The 15,223-nt window shown below is 54.9% G+C and carries 14 protein-coding genes; 1 reads left to right on the forward strand and 13 read right to left on the reverse strand.

The features are described from left to right. Positions 1-106 precede the first annotated feature (106 nt). From HOP44_RS05315 to HOP44_RS05345, 7 genes are all read right to left on the reverse strand, one after another. On the reverse strand, positions 107-1,840 hold the full coding sequence (locus tag HOP44_RS05315) for an aminotransferase class I/II-fold pyridoxal phosphate-dependent enzyme (RefSeq protein WP_181286068.1): 1,734 nt from the start codon (positions 1,838-1,840) through the stop codon (positions 107-109). Between the two features lie 39 nt (positions 1,841-1,879). Further along, the gene (locus HOP44_RS05320) at positions 1,880-2,314 is read right to left on the reverse strand and encodes an NUDIX hydrolase (protein WP_172251147.1); all 435 of its coding nucleotides are present in this window, start codon (positions 2,312-2,314) and stop codon (positions 1,880-1,882) included. A gap of 11 nt (positions 2,315-2,325) precedes the next feature. Continuing rightward, positions 2,326-2,811 (reverse strand): DMT family transporter, encoded by a 486-nt coding sequence (locus HOP44_RS05325; protein WP_172251149.1) that lies wholly within the window; start codon positions 2,809-2,811, stop codon positions 2,326-2,328. A 52-nt stretch (positions 2,812-2,863) separates the two neighbouring features. Further along, positions 2,864-3,565: a Crp/Fnr family transcriptional regulator gene (locus HOP44_RS05330; RefSeq protein ID WP_172251151.1), complete on the reverse strand. Its 702-nt coding sequence runs from the start codon at positions 3,563-3,565 to the stop codon at positions 2,864-2,866. Positions 3,566-3,609: 44 nt separating this feature from the next. After that, a complete protein-coding gene (locus tag HOP44_RS05335; protein ID WP_172251602.1) occupies positions 3,610-4,035 on the reverse strand; it encodes a DMT family transporter in 426 nt (141 codons plus the stop codon). 195 nt (positions 4,036-4,230) lie between these two features. Continuing rightward, complete coding sequence (locus tag HOP44_RS05340; RefSeq protein WP_172251153.1) at positions 4,231-5,199, reverse strand: alpha/beta fold hydrolase; 969 nt, start codon at positions 5,197-5,199, stop codon at positions 4,231-4,233. 61 nt (positions 5,200-5,260) lie between these two features. Next, complete coding sequence (locus tag HOP44_RS05345) at positions 5,261-5,725, reverse strand: DinB family protein (RefSeq protein WP_172251155.1); 465 nt, start codon at positions 5,723-5,725, stop codon at positions 5,261-5,263. 197 nt (positions 5,726-5,922) lie between these two features. Between HOP44_RS05345 and HOP44_RS05350 the strand changes: the two genes are divergently transcribed. Next, positions 5,923-7,110: a cytochrome P450 family protein gene (locus tag HOP44_RS05350; protein WP_172251157.1), complete on the forward strand. Its 1,188-nt coding sequence runs from the start codon at positions 5,923-5,925 to the stop codon at positions 7,108-7,110. 74 nt (positions 7,111-7,184) lie between these two features. Here the strand turns inward: HOP44_RS05350 and HOP44_RS05355 are convergent, their stop codons facing one another. From HOP44_RS05355 to HOP44_RS05380, 6 genes are all read right to left on the reverse strand, one after another. Further along, positions 7,185-9,743, reverse strand: a complete 2,559-nt coding sequence (locus HOP44_RS05355) for a sensor domain-containing diguanylate cyclase (protein ID WP_172251159.1) — start codon at positions 9,741-9,743, stop codon at positions 7,185-7,187. Positions 9,744-9,806: 63 nt separating this feature from the next. After that, the gene (locus HOP44_RS05360) at positions 9,807-10,394 is read right to left on the reverse strand and encodes a biliverdin-producing heme oxygenase (RefSeq protein WP_172251161.1); all 588 of its coding nucleotides are present in this window, start codon (positions 10,392-10,394) and stop codon (positions 9,807-9,809) included. 240 nt (positions 10,395-10,634) lie between these two features. Further along, positions 10,635-11,204 (reverse strand): GNAT family N-acetyltransferase, encoded by a 570-nt coding sequence (locus HOP44_RS05365; RefSeq protein WP_172251163.1) that lies wholly within the window; start codon positions 11,202-11,204, stop codon positions 10,635-10,637. Between the two features lie 1,555 nt (positions 11,205-12,759). Next, a complete protein-coding gene (locus tag HOP44_RS05370; protein ID WP_172251165.1) occupies positions 12,760-13,212 on the reverse strand; it encodes a chemotaxis protein CheW in 453 nt (150 codons plus the stop codon). 59 nt (positions 13,213-13,271) lie between these two features. After that, positions 13,272-14,324, reverse strand: coding sequence for a protein-glutamate methylesterase/protein-glutamine glutaminase (locus tag HOP44_RS05375; RefSeq protein WP_172251167.1), 1,053 nt, complete (start codon positions 14,322-14,324; stop codon positions 13,272-13,274). 6 nt (positions 14,325-14,330) lie between these two features. Continuing rightward, complete coding sequence (locus HOP44_RS05380; protein WP_172251169.1) at positions 14,331-15,125, reverse strand: CheR family methyltransferase; 795 nt, start codon at positions 15,123-15,125, stop codon at positions 14,331-14,333. Positions 15,126-15,223 lie beyond the last annotated feature (98 nt).

The following is a 15,223-nucleotide window of genomic DNA, read 5'->3' on the forward strand; positions in this document are numbered from 1 at the left end:
AGCACAAAAAAGCTCCGTCGCAACTTTGGCTGCGATGGAGCTTTTCCTGTTCGGAACCGGAACGTTAAACGGATATCCGGCACGGTCTTCCGGGTTCGGGCCTCGTTCAGCACAAGCTGCGGAGAAAACGCCCGATCCTCCGCGCCGCTTCGCGCAGCGCGTCTTCGCCTTGAACAAGCGAGAAGCGTATGTAGCCTTCGCCTTCCGCGCCGAATGCGGAACCCGGAATAGAGCCGATGCCTTCGCGCAGCATCAGCTGCCGCGAGAACTCTTTGGACGTCCAGACGAGATCTTTGGAACGCAGCCGCTCGGGCAGCCGCGCCCACAGAAACATCGTGGCGCCCGGAGAACGCACCCGCCAGCCTTCCGCGGCCAGCGCTTCGACGAAGACATCGCGTCTTCGCTCATATAGAGGCGCAACGCCCCGGTCGCCGGGCGGCGCGTTCATGGCTTGTTCCAGAGCGAAAACGGCCGCTTCCTGAATCGGCTCGAATACGCCGAAATCGATATGCCCTTTCAGCTCGCCCAACGCTTCGACAGCTTCGGCATTGCCCGCCATGTAGCCGACCCGGCATCCTGCCATATTGAAACTTTTGGAAAACGAATGCAGTTCCACAGCGGTCTCTTTAGCATCGGGCACTTCGAAAATACTGATCGGCCGATAGCCGTCAAAGCCCATTTCGGAATAGGCCAAATCATGCACGATCAGCACATTCCACCGTTTTGCTTTTTCCGTCAGCCGTTCAAAAAAGGCGAGATCCGCCAAAGCCGCCACCGGATTGCCCGGAAAATTCAGCAGAATAAACACCGCTTGCTCCCAGATCCTATCGGGTATGGCGTCCAGGTCGGGAATAAAACCGTTCTCTTCGCGCAGCGGCATCAGCCAGGGCTCCACGCCGGCAACCGCCAGGGAACCCGCATAGATCGGATAACCGGGATCCGGCAGAATCGCCAGGTCCCCGGGATTGCAGATCGCCTGCGCGAGATGCGCCAGCCCGTCCTGCGAGCCGAGCAGCGGCAGAATTTCCGTGTCGGGATCCAGCTCGGCGCCGAAGCGGTGCTTCATCCATGCTGCGCACTGCCGCCGAAAATCGGACGTGCCTCTCGTTCCCGGGTAGGTATAAGCGCTCTCGCGCAGCACGGCCAGACTAAGCTTCTGCCGAATTTCCGGCGAAGGCGCCTCGTCCGGCGCTCCGATCCCGAGATTGATCACGGTTTGTCCCGCCTGTTGGGCTTGTTCTCTCCACAGTGCCGCTTCCGAAAATACGGACGAACCCATGGCATCGAGCTTCTTGGCTCTCCACGAGCGGCTCACGGGCGAAGCCGGCTTCGTATCCGGTTCCGGACGAACCAGATCCAGGATATACCAGGCATCGCAGGCGAAATGTTCCGAACCTTCCAGAGGGGCAGCCAAGCTGCGGAACCCGTGCTTGCGATAAAAGCGGTTTGCCGCTTCCATATTGCTCAGCGTCTCCAGATAACATTGTCCGTAATGCCGGCTTGCGAAATCCAGCGCCGTGCGCAGCAGCTTCTGCGCGATGCCCGTTCCACGGGCTTCGGGGTACAGATACATTTTCTGGAGCTCGCACACTTCGCCCGATCCGGCATAAGGCGCAATACCGCAGCCGCCAACGACTCTTCCTTCGCTCAGAACCACCCAGTATGCCCGGTTCGCAGAAAAATCCTGCGTGCCGCCTGCGTTATATTCCCGATACAAATCGCTCAGGCCGGGGTCCGCCCAGGCGAGTCCTTCGCGATTGCCGCCAAACTCGATCAAAGACTCCCGGATCACCGTTTCGATCGCTGCGTTGTCTTCCCTGCGTATCTTTCTAATTTCCACGCGCTGGCCCCTTTCGGCTTTTCCGGCTTTATTTTTATGTTACTCCCGTGTTTCTCCCGCAGTATTTGTTCCGTACAGCTTGTCAAAAACCAGCAGGCTTGCCGCCGAAACCCGGCCGCGGTCGCTGTTGTCCAGCCAGGCCAATTCTTCGATTTCCGCAGCCGGAGCAAGTTCCCCGTCGTAGTCGGCCGTATAGCCGATCATCCGCACCCGGACCTCTCCGCCTTTACCGTCTGCCGGCGCTTCGAACACGCCGAACCGTTTGGCCGTTTCCGGTCGGATCCGCACCGTAAGTTCTTCTTCGATTTCCCGTACCAGCGTCTCGACGTCGCTTTCGCCGCTCTCGCGTTTCCCGCCCGGGAAGTAATAAATTTCTTTGCCTTTGGAACGTGCGCTCAGCACTTTGCCGTCTTCGAGCAGAATCCAGGCGACCTTGTCGATCACAAGCGGCTGTTTGTCCGTATTGTTTTCCATCATGGTTCCTCCTACAGCGTTTTGAATGCCGAAGCCTGAAGCTCCGGCGGCTCCGTTTTCTTTTTCCCGCCAAACTTGAATACATAGATCCCCGCCACAATAATGGCCACACCCGCCAGCTGCTTCCAGTCGAAAGCCACCTTCTCAAGCCCCAGCCAGCCCATCGAGTCGAACAGCAGGGCAAACCCGAGCTGCGACGTCAACGTCACCGAAACCGAGAAAGTCGGCCCGAGTATTTTGACGCCCAACACCAGACAGATCACGACGCCGACGCCGATCAGGCCGCTGAATGCGTACCAAAGTTTCATGTTTTGCAGATCGAACGTTCTTCCGCCTTCGAAGATCAGACTGCACGCCAGCGAGGCGATAAAGCCCATACCGAGTACCCAGGTCGTGGTTGCCCACGAACCCATATGTACGTCCGTACGGTTGTTGAATATCGTTTGCAGCGCGACCATCGCTCCCGCGAACGCCGCAAGCACCAATCCGAATCCCATTCGAGTCCCTCCCCGTTTCTGCCGTTTTCCGGCCTCTGCCTTCTTGGTTGGCTTAATGCTCGTACAGATTCCGCCCCGCCAGCTGTTCCAGGCGCAGCCGGTCCCGCACATGCAAAAAGCCTCCGCTGCGCTCCACCAATCCGTCTTCCGACAGCTTGCGGATCACCCGGTTGAGATGCCGATAGCTGGTTCCGATCAGGTTAGCCGTATCGGTCAGCTCCGAGGTGGCCAGCCGTCCCTGGAAGCCGGCATCGCTCTCGTCGTAACAAACGGACAGCAGGTAGCCCGCCAGCCGCACTTCCACCGGGTACATCAGATTGAAACTGAGAAAGTCCGACTTGATATAGAACTTTTTCGTAATGATGTCCAGCATAAAACGCAGCAGCGGCGCATGATCTTCTCCGTACCGTTTGAGCATTTTTCCGGATATGCCGATCACCACCGCCGGAGAAACGGCTTCGACCGTATTGATAATATCCAGATCGCGCAAATATTCGATATCTCCGATGACTTCCGGCGGATTTTTGAACGAAATGACCAAGGTTTTGCCTTCCGGCGACGTCGTATAAATCTTGATCTTGCCTTTGACCAGCACGTAGAGCAGATCCGCACGTTCGCCCTGGCCGCACAGCTGCTCTCCCGGCTCGAACGCATACAGGCTCAAATACGGCCGCAGCGGTTCATGGAACACCTTTTCGATCCCATGCTGCGCCAGATAAACTTCAAGCAGACCGAGGTCTTTGATTTCTTTCATGGACAAGAACTCCTTCGCGTCGAATCAAACAGGACTTTCCCGCCCTACAGCTTCATGACCAACACCCCGCCGATCATCAGTGCGAGACCGATAAACTGCGGAGCGCCCATTTTGCTTTTCGGTCTTCCGAACCCGCCGAAGGTATCGATCAGGAACGTCACGCACAGCTGGGCAATCAGCAGCGCCGAGATGGTAAAGGTGACGCCGATCGTCTGAATGGCGGTGACTTCGCTGTAAATGATGACCGCGCCAAACGCGCCGCCTGCCAGATACAAGGGTTTTACTTTGCGGAATCCGCCGAGATCGCCGTCCTTCACAAATAAATAAATAAGCAGCGCCATAACGAATCCCGTCAGTTGGGTCACCGTGGCCGCCTGCCATGTCCCGATATCTTCGCTGATTCGGGCATTGGCGACTCCCTGCAGCGTAATGCAGGCTCCGCCCAGAAAAGCGAATATTATGCCTCTTATCAACGTTTTGTCCTCCGTTTCCTTGGGGCGCGTCTCCTCCTAAAAAGGCGAGCGCGCCGATTTCCTTCCCCATTATACGGACAGGGCGGCATGTCGAGGGAAGGACATATGTCCCAAATTTTGAAATCGGGACAAAAAAAGCTTTTCTCCGCCTGAAATCGGAGAAAAGCTGTTCCTGCCCGAAGCCGTCCGCGCTTAGTCCGCCGCGGCGGGTTCGCTCAGGCGGCCCTGCAGAAATTCGGTAACTTTGCGTGTATAGGACGCTTTGTCGATCAGGAACGAATCGCCGTGTCCGGCGCCTTCGACGATCAGCAGGTCTTTCTCGGCCGGGCACGCTGCGTACAGCTCGTGCACCATCGACGTCGGAACAAACACATCGTTCGAGCCATGGATAAACAGCATCGGTGTCCGGCTGCGCCGGACCTGGTTCAGCGCGGAGGCTTCGGTAAACGAATAACCGGCTTTGATCCGGGTCAGCGCTTCGGTTGCCGGCAGCATCGGGAAAGCGGGCAGCTTGTACATGCGCTTCATCTGATGGGCCAGTTCGTCGCGAACGGACGTATAACCGCAGTCTTCGACAATCGCTTTGACATGGGGAGGCAGATCTTCTCCGCTTGTCATCATGACGGTCGCACCGCCCATGGAAATCCCGTGCAGCACAATCTGCGCAGCCGGTCCGTCCTGAGCGATGATCTGGCGGATCCAGCCGAGATAATCGACCCGTTCATGCCAGCCGTAGCCGATATAAGTCCCTTCGCTGCGGCCGTGGCCGCGTGCATCCGGTACCAGAATATTCATGCCGAGATCTTCGTGGTAGAACTTGGCGACCCCGCTCATGATCGAAGCGTCGCCGGAATAACCGTGCGCCAAAACGGCGGTTCGCTTGGTCGGCTGCTTGGCGGACAGATAATACCCGTGCAGCTTCAGATTGTCGCCGGACAGAAGCGTGCGATGCTCGAACGGCTGCTCCGCCCACCAGATGCGGCTGGACTCCGTCTCGGTCTGCACATCGGGATTGGGCTGCAGGCCGGGATCGGCGTCCAGAAACGACTTAGGCGCCCGGGCCACGGCCATGCGGTAGAAATAGAAGCTGCCCGCCACGACGGCCGCGGCCGGAACGGCGGCAATTCCCAGAGCGGTCAATAAAGCTTTGGATGTTTTCACGATAATCTCTCCTTTGTCTGTGGAGCTGCGGCGTATTCGAGCCCGGCGGACCGAATCCCGGTCAGACCCGGCCGATGCGAGCCAGCGCGTTCATGACGCCCATATGTTGATTCATATGCGCGACGTTCAGCATCAGCAGGTCCCCGAGCGTTTCCGCTTTGGCAAAATTGTCCGGATTGGCAAGCGCCTCCCCTTGTTTGCCGGCAAAAGAATCCCGGAAGCGCTGCGGAAGTCTGCGCATTTCTTCGATCAGTTCGTCCCAGGCCGGCGGTTCGCCCTGCCAGTCCGAAGGACGGGTACCCGGCGCAAAAAAGGTGGCATAAGCGGCAGGCAGAACAGAAGCCCGTCCGGACAGTCCGTTTACGACGCGGTCGCTGACTGCGAGGATATGGCCCAGATTCCAATACAGGTGATTGTTGAATCCTTGCGGGATCACCGTTCTGGCTTCGTCGGATACACTCTCCGCGTGCTTCAAAATGCCTGTCTGAGCCCGGTCCATCAGCTTGAATACAAAATCGTCGGTCATTGTTGTGCCTCCATGCCGTCTGGCGAAGCTCTTCGGCAAGCCCGCGCGGTACGGCGATTTTTGAAATCCTTCACTTTTCCAGTATACAATGACGCCTTTCGGGCAGGCAACGCGGCGCCGCTTATCGGATGACGGCATAGTGGGTAATAAGTAAACGTTATCTTGTTTTTTATCCGACTTTGAGAGGAGTTTTTTGTTTGAATTCCAACCACTCGCCCAAAGATGTTCTGTTCACTCCGGAGTTCACCCAGGATCCTTATCCGGTCTATGCCCGAATGAGAGAAGAAGAACCGATCGCAAAGCTGATGTTTCCCGACGGCCAATTCGGATGGATGATTACCCGTTACGAAGATGCCGTCGAGATTCTCAAAGACAACCGTTTTATCAAGGACATGACCAAAATTTACGGCAGCGGCAGCCAAAGCATTTTCACGAACAATATGCTTTTCGCCGATCCGCCGGATCACCGCAGACTGCGCGGGCTGGTCCAGCAGGCGTTTACGCCCAAGCTGATCGAGGGCATGCGCGGGCATATCCAGCAGATTGCGGACAATTTGCTGGATGCCGTCGAAGGACGCGATACGATCGAATTGATCGACGATTACGCTTTTCCGCTGCCGATTATCGTCATCAGCGAAATTCTCGGGGTTCCGATCGAAGATCAGGAGAAATTCCGCACCTGGTCAAACTCGATTATCGGCGCTTCGAATGCGGAAGAAGGTCCCACAGTCTATCAGCATATGCAGGAATTCACGGAATATCTCGGCAGATGGTTCGAAAAAGTCCGGCGCGAACCGGGAGACGATCTCATCAGCCAGCTGATCGTGGCGGAAGAAGCCGGCGAACGCCTGTCGGAACAGGAAATCTACGGCGTGGTATCCCTACTGATCATCGCCGGTCACGAAACGACGGTCAATCTGATCGGCAACGGCATTCTTTCGCTGCTGCAGCATCCCGACCAGCTGCGCAAACTGCAGGAGAACCCCGAATTGATCAAAGGGGCTATCGAAGAAATGCTGCGCTACAACGGCCCCGTCGAGTTCAGCACATCCCGCTGGGCCGGCGAAGATCTGGAGTTTCGCGGACATGCGATGCAAAAAGGCGACCTGATCGTCGTGGCGCTCGATTCCGCAGACCGGGACGGCGCGCAGTTTGCCGATCCGGATCTGTTCGATATTACCCGGGAGCGAAGCCGGCATCTGGCGTTCGGACACGGGATCCATATGTGCCTGGGCGCGCCGCTGGCCCGGCTCGAAGGCGAAATTGCCGTCAATACGCTGATCCGCCGCTTCCCCAACCTTCGTCTGCGGAAGGATGCCGGCGAACTGGAATGGCGCCCGGGAATGATTGTACGCGGCGTCAAAGCCATCCCGCTGTCTCTCTAAAAAGTATGAACACATAAGCGGCCCACGAAAAAGAGCCTTTTCCCCGTATTAGGGAAAAGGCTCTTTGTTCGGGACTATTCCATAAAGACGACGCGATTCTTGCCTTCCCGCTTGGCCTGCATCAAAGCGCGGTCCGCCTGCAGAACGAAATGCGTGAACCGGTGATCGGAAGTCGGACGCATCAAAGCTCCGCCGATGCTCACGGTCACATAATCCCAATCCCCGGCGCTCTCTTCATTCCGGCGAATCTGCAGATCGACGACTCCCTGGCGCAGATGCTCCGCGAGTTCTTCCGCGCGCCCGGCATGGCTTTCGTCCAGACGCATCATGAAAGTACCGCCTCCCGTGCGGGATACGCGAGCTCCGTACTGGCGTCCGAACAAATCGAGTACCTGCGCGACGTTCTGGATACAGAGATCGCCGCCTTGAAGTCCGTGTACGGCATTGTAGCTGCGGAAATCGTCGATATCGATCTCCAGCAGCGCGATCGGACCGCTTTCGCTTTCGGAAGCTTCAATCCAGTCTTTCTCGAGCAGCTGTTCGAACGTCCGCCGGTTCGGAAGATCCGTCAGCGGATCCGTCGTCATATAGCTGTTCAGCTGATCGGTAATGCTGATATACTCCGTCTGCTGTTCAGGCGTTTCGGCGATTTTGCGCGCAATCAGCATGACCGAAGATCTTCCGCTATGCGAGACGGCCGCCAACGTAATATCAAGCAGAAGCGGTTCGCACGTGAGATTCACGAACGCCTGGCTGCCCGATACCAGCGAAGAAGCATCCTGTTCCAACTGTTTGAGCAGGGCTTTCATCGGTTCGCGGGATTCTTCCAGTACAAAAGGCAGGAAATCCTGTCCGATCAGCGATTCCTTGTCGGCTTCGCCCAGCAGCACGGCCGCCTGCTCGTTGCAGTAAACGATATGCCGATCGGTCAGCGTAAAGAAAGCGACCGGCGAAAATTCCATCAGCTGCAAATAACGCTGCTCGTTCTGCCGCAGAATCCGCGCATTCTGCAGCGCCTGCTCTTCCGCCTGCTGAAGATCGCTTTTGGTCTGATTGTCGACAACCGCGCGCAGCTCGAACAGGGCGTTCAGCTCCTCGAGCTTCCACTCGAAAGCGGTTGATTGAACAACTTCCCGCCATTTCTCGAACGATTTGCGCGGCGATAAACGAACTCCCTCGCTTTCCCGAATGACCGCTTTGGCCGGATCGCCGGCCCAATCGACAATCTGCAGCATTTCAGGCCGGAACCAGATGATATAATTTTGTTGACCGGGTGACAATGCGACATACAAGGCACCGGAGGCTTTTTGCTTGTAAGCAGCGGCTCGGGCAAATTCCAGGCTCAATCTGGACGTATGATACGTATAGTTGCGGGCCTTGCCGGCCATCCAACCGGCCAGTTCCCGGATCTCGCCCGGCGCCGGCGTATCTCCGAACGTCATCAGCTTGTCGTTATAGCTGACCGCTGCCCCGGAAGCGCCCATCAATTCGAGCAGCCTCCGTTCGGAGGCATACAGGTCTTCCACCACCCGGAACGGACTCGAGCTGCCGATAAAGATTTTCGCGATCCGCGAAGCTTCCGTCCGCAAGCGCAGCTCCGCCTGGTATTGGTCCAACTGCTGGCGCTGGTACAATTCGTTCGAGAAAAAAGCGCCCAGGAAATTGCACAGATTCCGAATCCGATGCGAAACGTATTTCGGCGAATAATGATGACAGGTAATCATGCCCCAGAGCTGCCCCTCGTGAATGAGCGAGATCGTTACGGTCGCTTTTACGCCCATATTTTTCAAATACTCGATATGGAGCGGCGAAACGCTGCGCAGAACAGACAGACTCAAATTAAGCGGTTTGCCGGTTACCGGCTGTACGGTCGGTACGATCTCGACCGGCGTATAGCTGATATCCACGATCGTGCGCAGCCAATTGCGCAGATACAAGGCCCGTGCCTGCTTCGGAATATCCGATGCCGGATAATGATGGCCCAGGAAAGGTTCGAGCTGCGATTCCTTCGCTTCCGCAATGACCTTTCCGTTCCATTCCTTATCGAATTCATAGACCATGACCCGGTCGTATCCCAGAATTTCCTTAACCTGTTCCGCCGCTATCTGACTGGCCGCATAGCGGTCCGCCGTTTGTTTGAGCTTCACAAAAAACGTGCGGATCCAGCGGAAATCTTCGATCTCGTCTTCTTCTTTTTCGTTTTCCTTCTCCAGTTCAAGGATCAGCAGACCTTCGCTTTCGTGGGCGACGGCAGTAAACCGCATCGGCCGGCCGTTCACTTCGATCAGAACTTTCAGATACTGAAGATCGGATGAAGCTTCGGCGTTCAGATTGCGATTGACCAGATCCGTCATTACATCTTGTCCGATCAAGTCGGCCAGCGTCATGCCGAGCAGTTCTTCCGGCGAACGTCCGAGCAGTTGGGCCGAATTGCGGCTGCATTGGACAATCTTGCCCGAAGGCGTACGCCGGGCGGCGATCAGTACACCGTTCGGCTGGATCATGCCGGGAATGTGGATGGGTTCCTTGTCGCAATTGGTGAGATCTATCGGTTCGTCGGTAACATATCCGCCGCTCGTAAGCAGCGAACGGTCAAGCGGCTCGCTGTCGGAATTGGGATTGATATTGGACATGGAAGGAACAACCTCCTGTTGAGTATAGGGTTTGGTCTTCTAAGATGCGTATGACAGGTGGTTTCACTTCGCGAGCCAACGCTCCAGCAGCCGGAATGTCTCGATAGCCGTATCCGTGATTTCCGTGCAGCGCTCCTCGCTGTCCGCGGCTTCCAGCAGACGCTCCCGGAACTCCCCCCAACGAATACGGGTATTCGGCCCGTATGCGTTAAAATAGGACAGGCCCGCCTCCGGCGTAATCGCAAGCGACTGCGAAAGTTTCTTCGTGATCATCTGCCCGCCCATTGTCGATCCTTCGATCACATAAAAGCAGCCCAGAAGTTTGCCTGGGGTGGACAGGTCGGGCAGTTCTCCGCAGAGCGGCAGAGCAGCGATTTGGGCAGGAGACAGCCCCAATCGGATCAGATCGCGCTCCAGCATCGGCGTCTTGCGCCGGGTTTCGAGATCATAACCGGCTCCGCGCGGCGCTTGCGAGGTCTCCGCCCGGCTTTCCAGCGGAGCCACGAATCCGTAGAACAATTCGAGGTACCTTCTATACTCGTCCAATCCGATCGTGCCATTCATGATGGCCGAAGCGTAAGGATTTGCTTCTACACGATCGTGATAAGGCGCGCTTTCATTTTTCAGGCGTTCCAAAATAGTAGCGGTCATTGAGTACATCTCTCCCCGTAGCCGCGCCGAAAAATGACGCGGCGGCCTTGAAGCCGCCGCGTTCCGCACGAACTTTTGTGTATTGTCGGTACCGATTCACTTTCATTTCGAAACGTTCTTTCTTTAAAACGTCTCTTGTTATAAGAATACCTGATTAGCCGGTCAAAAAAAAGAGCGACCGAATCGGCGTTTTGCCGCTTCGGTCGCTCTTTTTTTGCTTACGCAAAAAGAAGCGGGGGTTTAATACTCGTGCCAAACGTCGCGGTATTCCGGATTGCGTTTGAATTGGGCGCGCACATACGAACATACAGGGAAAATCCGTTTGTCTTCCAGGCGCGCTTCTTCCACCAGCCGCTCCAACAGCGTCTTGGCGATGCTGCCGCCGCGATACTCGGGATCGACATACGTATGGTTGGCCATCCACGTATCCGGTTCGGGGCCTTCCGCGTACGTGATTTCACCGATAACCTGACCGCCTTTTTTCAATTTGAAACCGGTCGCTTCGCGTACAAATTCCGCACCGGCAAGCAGGGAACCGGCCGGCTCATGATCTTTGCCCGCATCCTTTGCCGCCGTCACCCCCTGCTTGATCGCCGCAGCCTCCGCTTTCAAATCGCCGATCCCCAATTTCAGATAAGACAGCGAAGACTTGAACTTGGCGGGTTTGTCCTTCATTTGGGTTTGCACCTGTTCCATGTTTCCTTTTAGCGTGTCTACTTCGGTTTTGAGGCTGTTCATGGATGCCTTGATCCCGTCCAGCGCCTGCTTGGTATCGTTCATGCTTGTTTTAATCGTTTTTAGCATTGCCATCTCCAACGCCTCCTTTGTCGCTTATTACCCACTTTCGGGCTTTTTCGAGCTTGCTCACTCCCGAAAACGCGTAAAACCGAAAAATAAAGCGTTATTTTGCGTGCTTTGCAGCCCGAAAGAGCTGAACGACCCACACACGCTTTTACAAACACCGAGATGTTTTTACAAACGTTTTACTTTTTATCCGGTGGGGTTAATATAGAACCAACACCAGCGATACTTCAAAGCCTCACCGAAACGAAGCATACGCCGGTGCCACTCAAGACTTTTCCATCATCCATAATAAGGAGGGACAAGTCCAATGGGCTAGGTAAGCGAAGCATATTCCGAACCTCCTGCACACGAAGAAAGGCGCCCGTGAAAACGTCTTTCGGGAGAAGCGGATATGCGGGAACTCAGATACTCGCCGCAGACCATTGAAGAGGAAAAAAGTTTTACCGAGGTATGGCGGAAGAATGAAAACCGATCGAAGCGAGATTTCAATTTCTTGTTCGAAGGGAGCAGGATTCCGATGACACAGGTTAGCGAAGCGTATCAATGACCGATTTTCACGCATGAAAAACGGACGTGACAACGTTTTTCGTGAGATCGAGGATGCGCGGGAACTCAGAAGCTTGAACTTGATACCGGAAAATGCCACAGCAGAGCTCTTATCTGCGAAGGGAGAAGATTCCGATGACACAGGTCAGCGAAGCATGCTGAGTGGTTTTACGCAAAGGAGGCGTACGTGACAGCACCTTCCTGTAAAATCAGGTATGTGGGAAACTCAGAGCCAACCGCCGTAAACCGTCGAATGCATCAAGTTAAAAAACGATTCAGCAATATGTGAATGTAACAGGTAACTCAAGGTTCCGTAAGGACTTCCGATTGATAAAAACAAACAAGGTTAAGGTGAAAACTTGAATAAACCCTATATTTTTGTAGAAGGAAGCAGCGATTTCGAGCAGGCACAGAAGCCTTGCAAAAAAGGAGCATGATTCCAATGCAATAGATTAGGCAGACAGGCCGTTGTCGTCGCATACTGGACGAGAAGATCCAGAAGACGCTTAATGCGAACAATCAGGCTGTCTAACCGAAAAGGGAAACTATTGTTCATCGGAAGAAGCCGTTTCGAGCAGGATTAGGCCTTGCATGGAAAGGAGCAGGATTCCAATGCAATAGCGAAAGCGAAGCATACTAGAACGATTCTCACCCGGGAAAAACGTACGTGAAAACGTTTTTCGTGAAATCGATGTATGCGGGAACTCACCCCCATCTGCAAGAAGACATGGCATGACCGCGAAGATGCGGCAAGCTCCGATAAAAACGGAGTTCGGATGCAGGACCCGGGCAAGAAAAATTTAAATATCGAACCGCTAAACGATTGACGAAAGCTGTGAAGCATACGTGAATCGGCAAGACTGGAACGCAAGCAAATTGTTCGCCATGTCAAGCATGTGGATTGGATGTTCAGGAGGAACGAAGAAAATTGAATACGGACCATAACGAATAATCCCCCGCAGTCTTGTTAATTCAAGGATGCGGGGGTATTTGTACGTTAAGCTCTTTCGATATTCTATTCCGCGTAAAGTCCTTCTTCTTCCAGCATCTCCTGCAGGTCGAACAGCATGACAATCCGGTCGTTCGTTTTGTACATGCCGGTGAAAAAAGAACCTTTTCTTTTGCCCCGGCTTCGTCCGTCCGATATTTGCGGCGCCTGCGCTCCGACTTTGAGCACCTCGGTGACTTCTTCCACAATCAGTCCTACGGTCAGCCTGCCCAATTCGACGACAAGAAGCCTCTGCTTCGGATCGTACGACGTTTCGTCGAAGCCGAAAGCAAACCGAACATCGAATACCGGCATAATCTTGCCTTGAATTTTCATCATGCCCCGCACAGCCGAATAATAATCCGATACCGGCCCCCCTTCGGGCACGGTCAATATTTGCAGCACGTTTCCGATCGGCAGGCCGTACTCTTCCCTTTCTATTTTAAAGACGACGTACTGCTCGGCATTATCCTGGAACATCAGGCAGAGCCCCCTCCGGTATTGGTTTGGCGTCTTCTTATTATAAAGGGAACCCGCCGCTATTCAAAAGCGAAATCGGTCAAACGGGCATAAATTTGACTGAGCGGAACCTGTCGGTCGACCAGCCCCGCTTCATATACGGACTTCGGCATCCCGTAAACGACGCAGCTTTCTTCCGATTCGGCAATTACACGACCTTTAAGATTCTTGACGTCGCGGCAGCCTGCCGTTCCGTCGACCCCCATCCCGGTCAAAATGGCGACAACCAACCGACTGCCGAACAGCGGAGCGGCCGAAGCGAGCGTCACGTCGATCGAAGGCTTGTACAAAGCTTTCGGCGCAAGATCCGAACGGATACGCAGCTGCATGCTTCCGTCCGCTTTTCGCTCCGTTATCGTTTGAAATCCCGCAGGCGCCACATACGCCGTACCGGGTTTCAGAACGTCTCCGTCCTCGGCTTCGCGAATTTCCAATGCGCAAAGATTGTTAAAGCGGTCTGCCAGCGGCTTCGTAAAACCCGGCGGCATATGCTGGATGACGACGACCGGAATCGGAAAATCTTCCGGAAAGTGCGGCAGAATCGACTGCAGGGCGGAAGGACCGCCTGTCGAACAGCCGATGACCAACAAGTCGGCCGCCTGCGTTCGGGCTGCCTTGGGTCTCTCTTCCGCGCTTTGCGGCGCGGGTTCTCCGCTGCCCGGACGAGAAATTTTTGCGCCTGCCGCCGATTTGACCCGTTCCAGAAAGTCGGCTACGACTTCGGAACGATCCGGCTCATGAACCAGCCGATCTTTCAGGAAAAAGTCGACGGCTCCTAGCTGGAGCGCCCGAATCGTCGCTTCCGTTCCGTGGTCGGTCTGCACGCTCAGCATAACGACCGGAACGGGATGATCTTCCATGATCTGCGCCAAGGCGGCAATGCCGTCCATTTCCGGCATTTCGACGTCCATGGTCACCAGATCCGGCTTCAACCGTTTTATTTTTTCGATCGCTTCCCGGCCGTTGCGCGCGATGCCCGCAATAAAGAAATCCGGGTCCGCCTCGAACAACAGCGTAATCGCCCGACGCATGAACGCGGAATCATCGACGATCAAGACCCCGTACTTGCCCATCTGCTTCTACCCCTTTCGATAAAAGAAAGTTTCGTTCGCTTTGACCGTCTCGAATCCGCAGTCGAAACCTCTCAACGTCTCCGCATGCCCCAAGAACAAATGCCCTCCGGGCTTAAGCAGGCGCTGAAATTGGCCGATCACGCCAAGAATGGTTTCTACGTCGAAGTATATCATGACATTCCGGCAAAATACGGCGTCGACCGGTCCGATCGATTCGACCTGGCTCTTGTTGAGCAGATTGATTTCCCGAAATTCGACTTGTTCCCGGATCGAGGCCTTAACCCGATAGCCCGTGCCTTCTTCCGCGAAAAACGCTTGTTTCCGACTTTCGTCGGTACGGCGGAAACAGAGCGACGATCCCGGATAGAAGGCTTCGGAAGCCGTTTTGATCACTCGCCGATTGATATCGGAGCCGATAATGCGAACCGGATTGCGCGCAGTAATGCCGGAGTGCTCAAGCATCATTCCAATGCTGTAAGGTTCTTCGCCCGTCGAACAGGCGGCGCTCCAGATCCGAATCTCCTGCCCGGCCGGAGTCCGCTCCGCAATCTTGACGAGTTCGTTCAATTGGGCTTCTTCTCGGAAAAAGTAAGTCTCGTTAATCGTGACGTGCTGCATCAGCATTTCCCATTCCTGCGGACTGCGCTCCAGAAATTCAAGGTAAGAATCGCAATCCAAACCGAGTTCTTTTAATCTCCGTGCAGCTTTGGGTTCCAAAGTGAACAAATTGTTCATGTAATTCAAGCCGCTGTGGCGGTAAATCAGATCGGCAAGGCGAACCAACGGCGTATTCTTTTCCATGTTCTCATGTTTTGACGATTGGGCAAACATACGTATTCATGTTCCTTTCTGTAAAAAATGCGCACAGAAAGCTCCGAAAGCTTTCTGCGCGTATACAG

This window comes from Saccharibacillus deserti, from assembly GCF_013618475.1.
GTDB classification, from domain to species: Bacteria; Bacillota; Bacilli; order Paenibacillales; family Paenibacillaceae; genus Saccharibacillus; species Saccharibacillus deserti.